The organism is Halomonas sp. HP20-15 (assembly GCF_033446685.1).
Lineage (GTDB): Bacteria > Pseudomonadota > Gammaproteobacteria > Pseudomonadales > Halomonadaceae > Modicisalibacter.
On sequence record NZ_JAWQLY010000012.1, the window covers coordinates 114243 to 129728 of the forward strand.

The 15486-nt window shown below is 67.7% G+C and carries 14 protein-coding genes; 5 read left to right on the plus strand and 9 right to left on the minus strand.

Going from position 1 to position 15486, the window contains the following annotated elements; all coding sequences use genetic code 11:
- The 6 genes from R6258_RS15495 to R6258_RS15520 form a co-directional block, all read right to left on the minus strand.
- Positions 1-810 (minus strand): electron transfer flavoprotein subunit beta, encoded by an 810-nt coding sequence (locus tag R6258_RS15495; protein ID WP_318452590.1) that lies wholly within the window; start codon positions 808-810, stop codon positions 1-3.
- Complete coding sequence (locus R6258_RS15500) at positions 800-2086, minus strand: electron transfer flavoprotein subunit alpha/FixB family protein (protein ID WP_318452592.1); 1287 nt, start codon at positions 2084-2086, stop codon at positions 800-802. Before R6258_RS15500 ends, R6258_RS15495 begins: the two co-directional genes overlap by 11 nt.
- Entirely contained in the window at positions 2083-4071 is a 1989-nt protein-coding gene (locus tag R6258_RS15505) for a (Fe-S)-binding protein (RefSeq protein ID WP_318452594.1), read from the minus strand. Before R6258_RS15505 ends, R6258_RS15500 begins: the two co-directional genes overlap by 4 nt.
- 108 nt (positions 4072-4179) lie before the next feature.
- Positions 4180-6252: a dimethylglycine demethylation protein DgcA gene (gene dgcA, locus R6258_RS15510; RefSeq protein WP_318452596.1), complete on the minus strand. Its 2073-nt coding sequence runs from the start codon at positions 6250-6252 to the stop codon at positions 4180-4182.
- A gap of 10 nt (positions 6253-6262) precedes the next feature.
- Complete coding sequence (locus tag R6258_RS15515) at positions 6263-6808, minus strand: DUF5943 domain-containing protein (RefSeq protein ID WP_318452598.1); 546 nt, start codon at positions 6806-6808, stop codon at positions 6263-6265.
- A gap of 103 nt (positions 6809-6911) precedes the next feature.
- Entirely contained in the window at positions 6912-7889 is a 978-nt protein-coding gene (locus tag R6258_RS15520) for a dipeptidase (protein ID WP_318452600.1), read from the minus strand.
- Between the two features lie 240 nt (positions 7890-8129).
- Between R6258_RS15520 and R6258_RS15525 the strand changes: the two genes are divergently transcribed.
- The 5 genes from R6258_RS15525 (at position 8130) to R6258_RS15545 (ending at position 12459) form a co-directional block, all read left to right on the plus strand.
- On the plus strand, positions 8130-8657 hold the full coding sequence (locus R6258_RS15525; RefSeq protein WP_318452603.1) for an XRE family transcriptional regulator: 528 nt from the start codon (positions 8130-8132) through the stop codon (positions 8655-8657).
- Positions 8654-9385, plus strand: a complete 732-nt coding sequence (locus R6258_RS15530; protein WP_318452604.1) for an AzlC family ABC transporter permease — start codon at positions 8654-8656, stop codon at positions 9383-9385. Before R6258_RS15525 ends, R6258_RS15530 begins: the two co-directional genes overlap by 4 nt.
- Positions 9382-9729 carry an AzlD domain-containing protein gene (locus R6258_RS15535; protein WP_318452606.1) on the plus strand — a complete coding sequence of 116 codons (348 nt, stop codon included), beginning with the start codon at positions 9382-9384 and terminating at the stop codon, positions 9727-9729. The genes R6258_RS15530 and R6258_RS15535 overlap by 4 nt, the downstream gene beginning before the upstream one ends.
- A gap of 253 nt (positions 9730-9982) precedes the next feature.
- Entirely contained in the window at positions 9983-10348 is a 366-nt protein-coding gene (locus tag R6258_RS15540) for a hypothetical protein (RefSeq protein ID WP_318452608.1), read from the plus strand.
- An 11-nt stretch (positions 10349-10359) separates the two neighbouring features.
- Entirely contained in the window at positions 10360-12459 is a 2100-nt protein-coding gene (locus tag R6258_RS15545) for a pyrroloquinoline quinone-dependent dehydrogenase (protein ID WP_318452610.1), read from the plus strand.
- A 273-nt stretch (positions 12460-12732) separates the two neighbouring features.
- Here the strand turns inward: R6258_RS15545 and R6258_RS15550 are convergent, their stop codons facing one another.
- The 3 genes from R6258_RS15550 to R6258_RS15560 form a co-directional block, all read right to left on the minus strand.
- A complete protein-coding gene (locus R6258_RS15550) occupies positions 12733-13611 on the minus strand; it encodes an aldose 1-epimerase (protein WP_318452617.1) in 879 nt (292 codons plus the stop codon).
- Between the two features lie 79 nt (positions 13612-13690).
- Positions 13691-14467: an SDR family oxidoreductase gene (locus R6258_RS15555; RefSeq protein WP_318452622.1), complete on the minus strand. Its 777-nt coding sequence runs from the start codon at positions 14465-14467 to the stop codon at positions 13691-13693.
- Positions 14464-15357, minus strand: a complete 894-nt coding sequence (locus R6258_RS15560) for an SMP-30/gluconolactonase/LRE family protein (RefSeq protein WP_318452627.1) — start codon at positions 15355-15357, stop codon at positions 14464-14466. The genes R6258_RS15555 and R6258_RS15560 overlap by 4 nt, the downstream gene beginning before the upstream one ends.
- Positions 15358-15486 lie beyond the last annotated feature (129 nt).

Sequence of the window (15486 nt, forward strand, 5' to 3'; positions counted from 1 at the left end):
TCAACGCAGTACGCCCTCGTCCTTCAACAGCTTGAAGATCGCCTCGGCGCCCTGCTCCGGCGTCGCCTCGTCCAGCACCCGCCCGCCACCGCCCTGGGCCTTGGCCGCGGCCGCCTTGAAGCGATCCCGCGCCGAGGCCGCCTTGACGAGCTTGAGCCGACGCGGCCGGGGACGCGCCGGCTGAACGTCCCACCCCGCCCAGGCGGTATCGGCGACGCTCGGCTGGGCCTCGAGCGTGAGCTCGCCGCGCCGCGCCGGCCCGAAGGCGCTCTGGCGCGGTGCCGGGGCGGCCGGATCGACGCACAGTACCGCCGGCAGGCGTATCCGCAGGCGCCGGCGCTGCCCCCGCGGCAGTGCCTGCAGCACGCTAGCCGTGCCCGCCTCGACGGTCTCGATCGCCGCCAGCCCGGTGACGATCGGCCAGCCCAGCGTCTCGGCCAGCAGGTACGGCAGTAGCCCCGAGCCCTCGCCGGTTTCGGCGCGGCTGCCGGCCAACAACAGTTGTGGTGGCGCGGCGCGCAGCGCCTCGATCAGCGCCACGGTCACGTCGGCGCCCGGCTCTTGCTCGATGAGCGCGATCTCGCCTACCCCCATGCCTAGATAGCCGCTTAGCGCGGCATCGCTGTCGGCATCGTGCTGCCCGGCGTGGATCAGTCGCATCTTCGTGCCGGCGAGTCCCAGCGCCAGCTCCACCGCGCGGGCGTCCTGGTCGGCGCGCCGGGGGCGTGCGGTCAGTGGATGACGCCCCACCGAAACCAGCACCGCGACATCCAGCGCGCCAGACTGCGAGATCGAAGCATCAGGCGGCATCGCGATTCTCCTCTGGCTGATGGCGTGTGCGCTCGGTCAGCTCGACCAGGGCGGCGAGAATCTCGCCGGCGTCGCCGATCACCGCGAGATCGGCGCGCTTGACCATCTCGCAGCCCGGGTCGCTGTTGATGGCGATCACCGTCTCGCAACGCTGGATGCCCTGCAGGTGCTGGATGGCACCGGAAATACCCACCGCCACGTAGACCCGCGCGGTCACCCAGGTGCCGCTCGCCCCCACCTGGCGGTGGCGCGGCATGAAGCCGTCGTCGACGGCGACCCGCGAAGCGCCCTCGCTGGCCCCCAGCGCCTGGGCGGTACGGTGAAAGTCGTCCCAGTCACCGACGCCGTTGCCGCCGGCGAGGATGAATTCGGCCTCGGCGAGCGCCACGCCGGCCGGGTCGACCGCCACCGCGCCGCCATCCTCGATGCGCGTCAGCCGCTCGGGCAGCGGCTGGTCGAGGGTCACCGAACGCGCCGCATGGCAGGCCTCGCTGACCGGCTCGGCGCATTCCGCCAACGCCAGCGCCAGCCGCGGCAGCGCGCGGTGGATATCCACCCGCTCCGCCGCGCCGCGAAGCGTGGCCAGCCAGCCACCCGCGACTTCCGTGCTCGCCTCGATCTTCCAGAGATGCGTCGCCGGGCGCTCGCCAAGGCGCACCGCCAGGCGCCGGCCGAGTTCGCCACCGCCCAGTGTCGATTCCGGCAGCAGCCAGTGGCGCGGGGCGAATTCGCGCTCGACGGCGACGAGCGCGGCGAGGCGTGCCTCCGGCGCATAGCCCTCGAAACCGTCTCCCGAAAGGTGCAGCAGGCGATCGACCCCGGCCTCGCCGAAACCGCTTTCGCGGTGGTCGCCGAAGACCACCGCCAGTACCGCTCCGGGATTGTCCGGGTCGGCGTCGGCAAGCTGGCGCGCCAGTCCCAGCACGTCGCGATCGTGGGACGACAGCCGTCCGCCCGGGAGATCGGGGGCCACCGCGACCAGGAATGCCGGCGATTCGATCTCGACGTGATGGCGTGTCGCAGCCGGCTCCGCCGGTCGCCCGGGGCTGGTCGCTGCATGGGCCTGCTGGGCGCCGCTGCGATCGATCCGCCTGAGACCATGGGGGCCGATGAAGCCGACGGCATGCGGATCGCGGCGCATCAGGCCGTTGGGGCCCGGCCACTCGCAGGGCGAGCTTCCGCCGCCCGACTCTGCCAGAACCTCGAGATGCTCGGGGTGCAGGCGGTTGCGCATGATCCACTCGCGACGCGGGTCGCGGCGCACGATCTCGCTCATAGCATCATCTCCTCGACGCCGCGCTGCCGGGTGGCGGTGGGCGCTTCACGTAGGGCATCGGCGACCAGTTCGGCGATGTCGCGCACCTCGGGCGCCGGCGCACCGTCCGGCGCCACAACGCCCTCGAGCATCGCCGTGCATTGCGGGCAGCCCACCGCGACCAGCTCGGCGCCGGTCTCGCGGACGTCGGCCATGCGCATGTCGGGAATCCGCTGCTTGCCGGGGATGTCGGTGATCGGCGCGCCGCCGCCGCCGCCGCAGCAGCGCGAACGGTAGCCGGAACGGGCCATCTCCTTCACCTCGATGCCCAGCGCCTCGAGCACGGCGCGCGGCGCCTGATATTCGCCGTTGTAGCGGCCCAGATAGCAGGGGTCGTGATAGGTCACGCTCCCCGCCTTGAGGGCTCCCAGGTTCAGTTGCCCGGCCTCGATCAAGCGGTGCAGGTAGGTGCTGTGGTGGAATACCGCGTACTGCCCGCCCAGGTCACCGTATTCGTTCTTGAGTACATGGAAGCTGTGCGGGTCGCAGGTGACGATATGCGCGAAGCGATACTGCGCCAGGGTGGCGATGTTGCGCCGGGCCAGCGACTGGAAGGTCGCCTCGTCGCCCAGCCGGCGCGCCACGTCGCCACTGTCGCGCTCCTCGTTGCCGAGCACGGCGAAGTCGACGCCGGCGGCGCGCAGCACCTTGACCAGCGCGCGCAGCGTGCGCTGATTGCGCATGTCGAAGACGCCGTCGCCCAGCCACAACAGCACCTCGGCTTCGCGCTTGTCGGCGATCAGCGGCAGGTCGAGATCGGCCGCCCAGTTGAGCCGTGAGCCGGGATCGAAGCCGCCAGGATTGTCGGTGGCGATCAGGTTGTCGAGTACCGTGGCGCCCTTGTTGGGGGTGTTGCCATGCTCGAGGGTCAGAAAGCGGCGCATGTCGACGATGGCATCGACGTGCTCGATCATCATCGGGCACTCCTCGACGCAGGCGCGGCACGTGGTGCACGACCACAGCGTCTCGGCATCGACCAGCGCGGTACCCTGCCGGGCCACGATGGGCCCGTGCGGATCGCCGGCGTGCTCGCCAAGCGGCCGGCTCCCGCCTTCGGGTGCCGGGTAGGGCGATCCGGCATAGCGGGCATCGCTTCCGCCAGCCATCCCCACCACCATGTCCTGGATCAACTTCTTGGGGTTGAGCGGCTGACCGGCGGCGAACGCCGGGCACGCCGCCTCGCAGCGCCCGCACTGCACGCAGGCATCGAAACCCAGCAGTTGGTTCCAGGTGAAGTCGGCGGGCGTCTCGACGCCCAACGGAGCGCTCCGATCCTCCAGGTTCAGGGCTTTCAGGCCAGTGCTTCGTCCTTCCCCCTGCCGGGAGGAGAAGCGCTCGGGGCGACGATGAAAGGCCAGATGCAGCGCGCCGGCGAAGGCGTGCTTCATCGGTCCGCCCCAGGTCATGCCGAAGACCAGCTCGGCGAGCCCCCAGGCCACCATGCCCGCCAGCACCACGGCCAATATCCAGCTACCCAGGTCGGCAGGCAGAATGCCGGCGGTGGGCAACGTGACCAGGAACACGCCCAGCGAGAAGGCGATCAGGCTCTTGGGCAGGCGCATCCAGGGCCCCTTCGACAGGCGGGGCGGCGGGTCGAGTCGTCGCTTGGCGACGAACAGGCTGCCGACGAACATGCAGGTCGTGGCGGCCAGCAGCGCCCAGGCCAGGATCGCGCTCTCCAGGCCGAAGCCGTGCACGAGGATGGCCAGCACCGCCGCCAGCACGAAGCCACCGGCGGTGGCGACGTGGGTATTGGACATCGCCTTGTCGCGGGCGACCACATGGTGCAGATCGACCAGGTAGCGCCGCGGCATCGCCGCCAGCCCCCGAATGAGCGGGACCGACGAGGGCCGCCCCTGGCGCCACAGGCGAACGCGGCGCACGGCGCCGATCGCCGCCAGCGTCAGGGCGGAAAAGAGCAGTATCGGCAGGAGGGTGTCGAGCATATTAGCCACCTCGGTTTCCGGGCTGCGAGCTTCGAGCCACGGGCATCGAGACGCTTGATGGCTCGTCGCTCGCTACTCGAAGCTCGTTACTGGCGCGCAGCAGCGTCTTCAGAAGTCTTTGCAGAGCCGCAGGGCATCATAGATCGCGGCGTGCGTATTGCGCGGCGCCGTGCAGTCGCCCAGGCGGAACAGCAAGAAGCCGTCGCCGTCCTCGGACAGGCACGGCTGCGGCCGGATCGCATAGAGCGCCTCGAGATCGACCTGCCCCTTGTTGCGCGACTGGTGCTTGAGCGCGTAGTAAAGCGTCTCGTCGGGACGCACGCCGTTCTCGACCACGACCTGGTCGACCACCCGTTCCTCCTGCACGCCGGTGTACTCGTTCTCGAGCACGGCCACCAGCGCGTCGCCCTCGCGGTAGACCTTGTGCAGCGCCAGGTCGGAGGTCATGATCACCTCCTTCTCGTAGAGGCTGCGGTAATAGGTCGGGAAGGTGGTGCCCCCGACTGCGGCGCCGGGTTTGATATCGTCGGTGACGATCTCGACCTTGGCGCCCTTGTCGGCCAGGTAGTCGGCGGCCGACACACCGGCGAACTCGCAGATGGTGTCGTAGATCAGCACGTTCTTGCCCGGCGCCACGGCGCCGCTGAGGATGTCCCAGGTGCTGACCACCAGGCTCTCCTCGTGCGACTCGGCGTACCCCCATTCCGGCACCTGCGACAGGAACGGCCGACCGCCGGTGGCGAGGATCACGATGTCGGGGCGCAGGTCGGCGATCGTCGCGTCGTCGGCACGGGTGCCCAGGCGCTGATCGACGCCAAGACGCGCGAGTTCGAGTTGATACCAGCGGGTAATCCCGGCGATCTGGTCACGCTGAGGTGCCTTCGAGGCCAGGGTAATCTGCCCGCCCAATTGCTCGGCCGCTTCGAACAGGGTGACGTCGTGGCCGCGCTCGGCACTGACGCGGGCCGCTTCCATCCCGCCGGGGCCGCCACCGACCACCACCACCTGGCGCCTGGGCCCCTCGCTCTTGTCAACGATGTGCGGCACGCCCAGGTACTCGCGCGAGGTCGCGGCGTTCTGGATGCACAGCACGTCGAGGCCCTGATACTGGCGGTCGATGCAGTAGTTGGCGCCGACGCACTGCTTGATCTGGTCGACCTGGCCCAGCTTGATCTTGGCGATGAAGTGCGGGTCGGCGATGTGCGCGCGGGTCATCCCCACCAGGTCGACGTAGCCGCCCTCGAGGATGCGTTGCGCCTGGTTGGGGTCCTTGATGTTCTGGGCGTGGATCACCGGTACGCCGACCACTTCCTTGATGCCCGCCGCCAGGTGCAGGAACGGCTCCGGCGGGTAGGCCATGTTGGGAATCACGTTGGCCAGGGTGTTGTGGGTGTCGCAGCCCGAGCCGACCACGCCGAAGAAGTCGACCATGCCGGTGGCGTCGTAGTAGGCGGCGATGCGCTTCATGTCGTCATGGGTCAGGCCGTCGGGGTGGAACTCGTCGCCGCAGATGCGCAGGCCGACCACGAAGTCGTCGCCGACCTCGGCGCGCACCGCCTTGAGCACCTCCAGGCCGAACCGCATGCGGTTCTCGAAGCTGCCACCCCACTCATCGTCGCGCTTGTTGACGCGCGGGCTCCAGAACTGATCGATCAGATGCTGGTGCACGGCGGACAGCTCGACGCCGTCCAGTCCGCCCTCCTTGGCGCGGCGCGCGCCCTGGGCGAAGTCGCCGACGACCCGCCAGATCTCCTCTTCCTCGATGGTCTTGCAGGTCGAGCGATGGACCGGCTCGCGGATGCCCGAGGGCGACAGCAGGGTCGGCCAGTCGTGGCCGTCCCAGCGCGAGCGCCGACCCATGTGGGTGATCTGGATCATGATCTTGCCGCCGTGCTCGTGCACGGCGTCCGCCAGGTTCTGGAAATGCGGAATGATCCGGTCGGTGGAAACGTTCACCGAGCTCCACCAGGCCTGGGGGCTGTCGATCGAGACCGGGGAGGAGCCGCCGCAGATGCACAATCCGCAGCCGCCCTTGGCCTTCTCCTCGTAATACTTGACGTAACGCTCGGTGGTCATGCCGCCGTCGGTGGCGTAGACCTCGGCGTGGGCGGTGCTGACCACGCGGTTGCGGATGGTGAGATTGCCGATCTCGATCGGCTTGAACAACGCGTCGAATGCCATCTCGGAAACCTCAACCTGCCAGGTAATGACGGGGGACGACCGTGAAGCGGCCAACGTCGCAGCCTTCCTCGGCGGCGCTCTGAGTCTGCTCGGCGATGGTGCGCAGATCGCTGCCCCGAGCCTCGAGGATCTGGTCCATGGCCCCGGCGAACCAGCCGGTGAACATGTACTCGACCCTGCGCCCGACCTTGCCGAGCTGGTAGACGAAGGCGCTGTGCTCGAGGCGGACCTGGGCGGTACCGGCGTCGAGGTCGATCGCCTCGGTCGTGAAGCGTCCCCAGCCGCGCTGGGAAAGCCGCGTCATGTAGTGTTCGAATACCGCCTCGCCTTCGAGACCGTGCAGCTCGGCCTCCTTCTCGCACCAGTGCCAGGCGCTCTTGTAGCCGGCGGGATAGAGAATCTCGGCATACTTCTCCGCACCCAGCGCCTCTTCGACGGCGAGATGGTTGTTGATGAAGAAGTGGCGCGGCACGTAGAGCATCGGCAGCGCATCGGTGGTCCACACGCCGGTTTCGCTATCGACCTCGATGGGTAGTTCGGGGGCCAGCTTGGTCACGTCGGGTTCCTCGAATCTTGCTGATTATTATGGCGCTCCGGGCTTTGCTTTCAGCACGTGACCCGCAACTCGCGGCTCGTGGCTCGCCGCCCGTGGCTGGTCGTCATTCGCCCCAGACGTCGCGCAGGACACGGACCCAGTTCTCGCCCATGATCTTGCGCACCTGGCGCTCGGAAAGACCGCGCTTGAGCAACGCCTCGGTGAGATTGGGGAACTCGCCGATGGTGCGGATGCCGTGAGGATTGACGATCGTGCCGAAGTTGGTCAGGCGCCGCGCATAGCCCTTGTCGTGGGTCAGCCACTCGAAGAAGTCCTGATCCTGGCCCTGGGTGAAGTCGGTACCGATACCGATGGCGTCCTCGCCGACGATGTTCATCACGTACTCGATGGCCTCGACGTAATCGTCGACGGTGGCGTCGATCCCGGCGCGCAGGAAGGGCGTGAACATGGTCACCCCGACGAAGCCGCCATGCTCGGCGATGAACTTGAGCTCCTCGTCGGACTTGTTGCGCGGATGCTCCTTGAGCCCCGAGGGCAGGCAGTGGGAGTAGCAGACCGGCTTTTTCGATTCGAGAATCACCTCCTCGGAGGTCTTGGCGCCGACGTGGGAGAGATCGCACATCATGCCGACGCGGTTCATCTCGGCGACGATCTCGCGTCCGAAGCCGGACAGCCCGCCGTCGCGCTCGTAGCAGCCGGTACCCACGAGGTTCTGGGTGTTGTAGCACAGCTGCACGATGCCCACGCCGAGCTGCTTGAAGACCTCGACGTAGCCGATCTGGTCCTCGAAGGCATGGGCGTTCTGAAAGCCATAGATGATCCCGGTCTTGCCCTCCTCCTTGGCGCGGCTGATGTCGGCGGTGGTGCGTACCGGACGCACCAGCTCGCTGCACTCGGCCATCAGCGCGTTGGAGGCGACGATGTTGTCGACCGTGGCCTGGAAGCCCTCCCACACCGATACCGTGCAGTTGGCGGCGGTCAGGCCGCCGCGGCGCATGTCCTGCAGCAGTTCGCGGTTCCATTTGGCGATGATCAGGCCATCGATGACGATGGCATCGTCGTGTAGTTCACGCGGGGTCATGGGAGGCTCCCGTAGGGTTGGCGTCATGCCCGCAGAATAGCCCTGCGCCTCCCCCTCCCGGCACTTGGAAGCGACGGCGAGAATCGCAAAAGCGTCACTCCTGTCGCGGACGCGACGCCAGCCACGACGTTAGCCGCGATGACAGACCCCGGGCGGCGCGTGACGGGCGTTGACAGGCAGGCGTTCCTTATATAGAACGTTCTTTATATAGAACACCTTCTCTACCCAGACGGTACAAGCATGGACAAACGTTCGCTGGACACCCTGGGCCGTCACCTGCAGGCCCTGCGCCAGGCGCGCGGCTGGTCACTGTCGCAGCTCGCGGCGCAGGCGGGAATCGCCAAGTCGAACCTGTCGCGTCTCGAACAGGGCGACGGCAACCCCACGCTGGATACCCTGTGGCGCCTGGCGATGCGGCTCGAGGTGCCGTTCGGCACTCTGGTAGCTCCGATCACCGCGGTCCTCGGCGAGGAGGGCGTCACCGTCCAGTTGATCGACCAGGGCAGGGATAACCCGCCGGTGGATGCCTACTGGATGCGTTGCGAAGCCCATACCCATCGCCGCGCGGAAGCTCACTCCCCGGGCACCCGGGAATTTCTCAACGTGGTCAGCGGAAAGCTCATGGCCGGTCCTGTGGAGGCGATGCAGCCGCTGGCTGCCGGGGAGCGCCTCGACTTTCCCGCCGATCGTGCGCACGCCTACCGCACCGAGGCCGAGGCCGCGACCTTCCTCATGACCATCGTCTATACGGGGAGCGATACTGCATGAGCGCCGAATCGATCCGCCACACCCCGCCGGCTTGGCTGACCGGCCTGCGCGAGGCGATACCCTTGCTCGGTGGCTACGTGCCGGTGGCGGTCTCCTTCGGCCTGATCGCCGCCCAGGCCGGTTTCTCGACCTGGGAGATCGCCGCGATCTCGACGTTGATCTATGCCGGGGCCTCGCAGTTCCTGTTCGTCGGCATGGCCGCCGCCGGCGCGCCATTGTGGCTGACGGTGATCATGACCCTGCTGATCAACGTCCGCCACGTGGTCTATGCGCCCAATCTGGCCCCCTGGTTGACGGCAAGCCGCTGGTGGCCCTGGCTGATGCATGGCCTGACCGACCAGGTGTTCGCCCTGGCCCATACCCGGTTGCCGCAGATAGCGGCGCCACAGCGCCTCGGCTGGTTCACCGGCGCCGCCGTGCTGGCCTGGGCGAGCTGGATTGCCGGCAGCGTCCTCGGCGCCGTCTCCGGCGAGTGGCTGACCCGCCGCTGGCCGCTCGCCGGCGAGGTGATGCCGTTCGCGCTGCCGGCGCTGTTCCTGGTACTGCTGGCGCCCCGGTTCACCTCGTTTCGCTGGTCGCTGGCGCTGGGTGCCAGCGTGGCCACGGCACTGGCGCTGACCCTGGGCGGACTGACCAACGTCAGCATTCCGCTGGCCGCGGCCTGCGGCGCGCTGTGCTTCTATGCGTTCAAGCATCGCCCACGAATCATGGGGAGGACCGGCTCATGAATGACGCCCTGTGGCTGGCGGTGATGGCCGTCGCGCTCGGCACCCTGGCCATGCGGGCGTTGCCGCTTGCGTGGATGCAGCGCCGGCTGCACCGCTTCGGCGATGACCCCGGGCTGAATGCCGTACCCGCCTGGCTCGGCGTGCTGGCGCCGCTGATGATCGCCGCCCTGCTCGGCGTATCGCTGGCGCCGCAACGCCAGGATCTGGTCGGCTGGCTGGCGACGCTGATCGGCGGCGGCGTCACGCTGGCGGTGTGGCGATCGACCCGCGCCCTAGGCTGGCCGGTGATGGCCGGCGTCGCCGCCTTCGGCCTGGTGGTGATCGTGGCCCGAATGTGGGCGTAAGCGCATTGCACGTTAGAAGTATCGGGGCCACCCAACTAGGCTTGATCGCCAAGCGATAGCGAAGGAGCAGGGCTATCCTTGCTTTCTCCCTGCTTTGCTCGGCTCGATCAGTCGCCGATCCCTGGCTTGCCGAGGATAGAGGGTCGGCTGTCTGTTAAGATTAAGCCGCTAACGTTTTTCCGACTCGATGCCATGCCGCCGATGTCGGAACAGGAGCCAAGTGCACCATACAGTTCAAGGAGACAAGAACGACATGTCGCAACCTCACTCGTCGCGATCGGGCGCCATCGTGCTCTTCGTAGCCTCGCTCGCCGGGCTTGCCATCGCCTTCTATGCCTATGTCACGCCGCTGACCGGCGTCACGGATACCATCGGCGCGCTGGTGGTCATCCTCGCCAGCGTCGCGCTGGCCGTGATGGCGCTCACTCTGACCGCGCTGAAAGGACGCGCCGCACGCAATGTCCTGCGCGTGCTGATTCTGCTGGGTCTCATCGGCACCGGCTTCGCCGGGCTGCTCCTGCATCAGTGGTGGATCGGCGTCGCCATGCTGGTCGGTCTTATCGGACTGATCCTCGACATGGTCCTCACCCCCAACGCCCCACGTTCCGTCCATTCATGAGGAGCCGCCCGATGCCGACATCTGGACTCGCCGTACAACATCGCTTCAAATCCGCCACATACCGTCTGGGCACGGCTGCCGCGCTGGCGCTTTTCATGACACCCGCGCCGCTGCTGGCGCAGGATCAGCCGGTTACGCAAAATCAGCCAAGCGCGCAGAACCAGCCGAGTACGCAAAACCAACAGGCCAAGAAATACCAGCCCGCTACGCAGGACAACGCGGCGGTGCAAGACGTGGCCAAGGCCGAGCCGATCCCGCTGGTTCCCGAAAAGCCGACCTGGGACAGTTTCCACGGCCAGCTCAACGCGCAGAAATACAGCCCGCTCGATCAGATCAATGCCGACAACGTCGACGCGCTCAAAAAAGTCTGGGAAATCCATACCGGCGACGTCTCGGATGGCTCGGGCAAACTGCCCCCCACCGTCTGGTCCGCGACCCCGGTCTTCGCCAACGACACGCTCTACATCGGCACGCCGTTCTACCGGATCCTCGCGCTGGATCCCGCGACCGGCAAGGAGAAGTGGAGCTTCGATACCCACTCCACGCTCAAGGCACTGACCCAGCCCGCGCTGAAGAACCGCGGTGTCTCCTACTGGGAGGCGGAACATCCGGTGGCCGGCGAACCCTGCCAGAAGATCGTCTACCTGGGCACGATGGATGCGCAGCTGTTCGCGGTCGACGCCGATACCGGCGAGAAGTGCCAGGGCTTCGCCGACAACGGCGTGCTCAACGTCAACCAGTGGAACGATACCCACGACAAGTGGCCGCTATCCGTGCTGCAGCCGCCGACCGTGGTCGGCGATCACCTGATCCTCGGCTGGGCCGGCAGTGACTGGACCTACGAGCAGGCACCGCCCGGCACCGTGTTCTCGATCAATGCACGCACCGGCAAGCGCGAATGGACCTTCCAGGCGCTGTCTGACGAGATGCGCAAGAAGAGCGGGACCGCCAACGTCTGGACGCACATGTCGGCCGATAGGGAGCACGGCCTGGTCTACCTGCCGGTCTCCTCGCCCTCGCCGAACTACTGGGGCGGCAACCGCACCGAGAGTGCCCCGCTCGGCACCTCGACCACGGCACTGGATGTCGATACCGGCAAGGTGGTCTGGTCGCGGCAGTGGGTCCATCACGATGTCTGGGATTACGACACCAACGCCGCGCCGACCCTCATGGACATCACCGTGGACGGCAAGCAGATCCCAGCCTTGGTGCAGTCGACCAAGCAGGGCTTCCTGTTCGTGGTCAACCGCCTGACCGGCGAGGACGTCTGGCCGATCGAGGAACGCCCGGTGCCGCAGGGCGATGGCTCCGTCAAGGGTGAGGAATACGCGGACACGCAACCCTTCCCGACCAAACCCGCTCCGCTGCTCGACCAGTCCGAAAAGCCGGATATCTGGGGGCTGGCCGATGCGGTGGGCCTCGGCGAGTGCTCGGCGCTTTGGGACAAGCTGTCCTATGAAGGCATGTATACCCCGCCCACCACCAAGGGCGAAGGTGCGCTTGCCTACCCGGACAGCGCCGGCGGCATACAGTGGGGGGGCGTGGCGTTCGACCCCGAGAGCCAGACGGCGATCGTCAACACCTCGCACATCGTGCAGTACGTGAAGCTCTATGACCGCAAGGCTTACGAAAACGCCGACAGAAGCACGGGTAACGAAAGCGGTTTCGCGCCGCAGAAAGGCGCGCCCTATGGGATGCGGCTCCTGGTGGCTCGCAACTGGCTGGGCATGCCCTGCTGGGAGCCGCCCTTCGGCGAGCTCGTCGCTATCGACATGCACACCGGCGATGTGAAATGGCGCCGCCCAGTGGGCGCTTCGCAGCAATACGGCTTTTTCATGCCCGAAAGCTGGGGCTCGCCCACCATCGGCGGCCCAGCGGTGACGGCGGGCGGCGTCGTGTTCATCGGCGCTTCGATGGACGCCAAGCTGCGCGCCTACTCGCTCGAGACCGGCGAAGAGCTGTGGTCGGATCAGGCCCAGGCCCCTGCCGTATCGAACCCCGCGGTCTACGAGTACAAGGGGCGCGAATATGTCGCCTTCGTCGCGGGCGGCAACTCGATCCTGAAGGAGCAGGTCGGCGACCAGGTCGCGGTCTACGCGCTACCGGAATAACCCCCGAACGACCGAGCGCAGAAAGGCGGGGCGGACCCTTGGGTCCGCCCCGTTTTACGTTGCGAGATAAGTCTTGTTGCGAATATTCGATGAGAGAAGCGCGCTAGGCTTCGTCTGAAAAGTCGACGAGCGATGGCCAGACGAGGCAAAAATTGACGAAAAGACGGACCGGGCTCGCGTGCGAGTTTACGGGTTGTAAATCTTTGATCGGACTCGCGCACGAACCAATTTTTAACGCCGTATGGTCGTGCACAGGCACTTTTCAGACAAAGCCTAGGCCATGATCTGGAAGCGATAGCGTGTCCGCAGGGTCTGGCCCTTGGTCAGCTCGATCAGGCCCTGGTCGAGCGGGGCCGCGCCGTGATGGGCTTCGACGTCGTGGCTGACCGGCTCGAAGCAGAAGAAATCGGCCTCGCGGCCCGGCGAAAAGACCAGATAGCGCGGGCACGGCGGGTCGCTGTCGATATACAGCGTCAGGTCGCGCTCGGGCCAGACCAGCCGCGCATGGCCGTTCCAGCCGGTAAACAGATTGTCGATTAGCCCGTCCGGCAACTTGCCGCCCCGGCGAAAATCCCACTCGCTCGCCGCGTCGATGGCCCGCCAGCCGGTAGGCAGTTGCGCGGCGTCGACATCCCACACGCCGTCCGCCGACGCCTCGATGGTCACCCCGGCGCTACGCGGAAACCAGGGATGCACGCCCATGCCGTAGGGGGCGGGCGTCTCGCCCTGATGAGTGATCACCAGCTCCACGGTCAGTGCCGCGCCGTCGATTCGATAGATCAGCCGCGAACGGTAGTCGAACGGCGGCTGGTGGCTGGACTCGCGCTCGAGGGTCAGCTGCGTGGCGGTGCGGTGGGCGACGCGCCACGCCGCTTGCCAGCCGTCGCCATGGATCGGAAATGGCTCGCCCTGGCGATTGGGTTCCAGTGGATAACGCTCGCCCTGCCACTCGAAGCCGCCGCCGCTGATGCGATTGGACCACGGCACCAGCGGATACAGGCCCAGGGTGTCGGGATCCCCGGCCGCACTGTTGCCCGGGCGGAACAGCGCGATGTCGCCGTCCTTGCGCAGCGCCTCGAAGCGCACCACCGAACCGCCGACCTCCGGCGCCACCTCGAGTCGCAGCAAGGTGTTCTCGAGCGTAATCGTCATTGCCTAGCTACTCCGCTGAAATCGATCGCCACAGCATACCGCGCCAACGCCCCAACGGGGACCCGTGGACCTTGGCGGCTCAGTCGTGATAGACCGCGCTGCGCCCGCCATCGACGGTGATGCAGGTGGCGTTGATGAACGGCGCCTCGTCGGAGGCCAGGAAGACCGCGGTCATGGCGATCTCCTCGGGGCGGCCGAGCCGCTGCGGCGGATGCAGCGCCTCGATCCGCCCACGCGCCGCCGCCGGGTCGTCGAAGCTCTGCCAGTGCGCCTCGACCGCCGGCGTGGCGATGTAACCCGGCGCGATGGCGTTGACGCGCACCCCGCGGTCGGCGTACTCGACGCCCAGCGCCCGGGTGAGGCCGATCAGCCCATGCTTGGCGACCGGGTAGGGAAAGCAGCCGCGGATGATCGCGAAACTGTGGGTCGAGGCGATGTTGACGATCGCCCCGCCGCCCTGGGCGATCAGGTCGGGTAGCACCGCGCGACTGCAGTGCCAGGCGCCTTCGAGATCGACCGCCAGGCAGCGTTGCCAGGCGTCTTCGGGCATCATTAGCGGCTCGTGGAAGACGTTCATGCCGGCATTGTTGATCAGCGTGGTCAACGGCCCCAGCGCGTCGCGCGCCACGTCCACGGCGACCTGCACTGCATCACGCGAGGCGATGTCACAGCCCACCGCCAGCACATCGTGACCGGCGTCGCGCAGCGTCGTCGCCGCCCGTTCGGCGCCATCAAGGTCGCGATCCGCCAGGCACACCGCCGCGCCCTCGCCGGCGCAGGCCGTGGCGATGGCGTGACCGATGCCGGCCGCCGCACCGGTGACGAAGATCCGCTTGCCCGCCAGACGCCCGCTCATCGCTCGCTCCCGCGGACCGCGAAGCGTCCCGCCGGCAGGCCACGCACGCCGGGCACGACCCGGAACAGCCCACCCGCGGCGGTCTCGTCGTCGCGATCCACCGCCGCCGTAGTGATGTACAGCTGGTCCAGTCCGGCGCCGCCGAAGGCGCACGAGGTGACCCGCGACGCAGGCACCGGCAGCGTCTCGTCGAGTTCGCCGTCCGCGCGAAAACGGCTGACCCGGCCGCCGCCCCAGTGGGCGACCCACAGCCCGCCCTCGGCGTCGCAGGTCATGCCGTCGGGGCGGCCCTGGGTCTCGGCGAAGCGGATGTGCTCGCGCTTGTTGGCCAGCTCCCCCTCAGCCGAGACATCGAAGGCGTAGATGATCCCCCTGGGCGTATCGCTGTGGTAGAGCGTGGCTCCGTCGGGACTGATCGCCGGGCCGTTGGCGACCCGATAGCCCTCGTCGACGCGGTCGATCGCCTCGCCAGCGAGGCGGTAGAACGCCCCGCTCGAGCGCTCGGCGGCATCGTCCATCGAGCCGAACCACAGCCGCCCGCGCGGGTCGACCTTGGCATCGTTGAAGCGGTTTCCGGCCGGCTCCTCGGGCGTCGTCCATGGACCGACGACGCTCGGCCCGGCGTCCGTCAGGCGCAGGTGAACCAGCCGCGAACGCAGCCCGGCGATGAAGCCGTCGCCGTCGTCGCGAACCGCCAGCCAGCAGCACGGCTCGTCGAGTGTCCAGCCCTGGGTCCGGCCGCTGGCCAGATCGAAGGCGTGCAGGCGCCCGCCTAAAATGTCCACGAACAGCAGTTGCCCCTGCGCGCCGCGCTCGGGGCACCACAGCGGGCCCTCGCCCAGTTGGGCGCGTCCCGCCCAGACGCACTCGACGCTATTGATGGCGATCATTGCGTAGCCCTTGTCAGCATGGAGGGATCAATGCGAATGCCTGGGCACCTCGGCGCCGCGACAGCCGACCAGGAAGTCGAAGTCGCAGCCCTCGTCGGCCTGCAGCACCCGCTCGATGTACAGCTGACG

Excerpts from the sequence above, each read along its gene's own strand:
- R6258_RS15495 (WP_318452590.1), bottom strand. The coding sequence starts at position 810 with ATGCCGCCTGATGCTTCGATCTCGCAGTCTGGCGCGCTGGATGTCGCG.
- R6258_RS15500 (WP_318452592.1), bottom strand. The coding sequence starts at position 2,086 with ATGAGCGAGATCGTGCGCCGCGACCCGCGTCGCGAGTGGATCATGCGC.
- R6258_RS15505 (WP_318452594.1), bottom strand. The coding sequence starts at position 4,071 with ATGCTCGACACCCTCCTGCCGATACTGCTCTTTTCCGCCCTGACGCTG.
- dgcA (WP_318452596.1), bottom strand. The coding sequence starts at position 6,252 with ATGGCATTCGACGCGTTGTTCAAGCCGATCGAGATCGGCAATCTCACC.
- R6258_RS15520 (WP_318452600.1), bottom strand. The coding sequence starts at position 7,889 with ATGACCCCGCGTGAACTACACGACGATGCCATCGTCATCGATGGCCTG.
- R6258_RS15525 (WP_318452603.1), top strand. The coding sequence starts at position 8,130 with ATGGACAAACGTTCGCTGGACACCCTGGGCCGTCACCTGCAGGCCCTG.
- R6258_RS15530 (WP_318452604.1), top strand. The coding sequence starts at position 8,654 with ATGAGCGCCGAATCGATCCGCCACACCCCGCCGGCTTGGCTGACCGGC.
- R6258_RS15535 (WP_318452606.1), top strand. The coding sequence starts at position 9,382 with ATGAATGACGCCCTGTGGCTGGCGGTGATGGCCGTCGCGCTCGGCACC.
- R6258_RS15540 (WP_318452608.1), top strand. The coding sequence starts at position 9,983 with ATGTCGCAACCTCACTCGTCGCGATCGGGCGCCATCGTGCTCTTCGTA.
- R6258_RS15545 (WP_318452610.1), top strand. The coding sequence starts at position 10,360 with ATGCCGACATCTGGACTCGCCGTACAACATCGCTTCAAATCCGCCACA.
- R6258_RS15550 (WP_318452617.1), bottom strand. The coding sequence starts at position 13,611 with ATGACGATTACGCTCGAGAACACCTTGCTGCGACTCGAGGTGGCGCCG.
- R6258_RS15555 (WP_318452622.1), bottom strand. The coding sequence starts at position 14,467 with ATGAGCGGGCGTCTGGCGGGCAAGCGGATCTTCGTCACCGGTGCGGCG.
- R6258_RS15560 (WP_318452627.1), bottom strand. The coding sequence starts at position 15,357 with ATGATCGCCATCAATAGCGTCGAGTGCGTCTGGGCGGGACGCGCCCAA.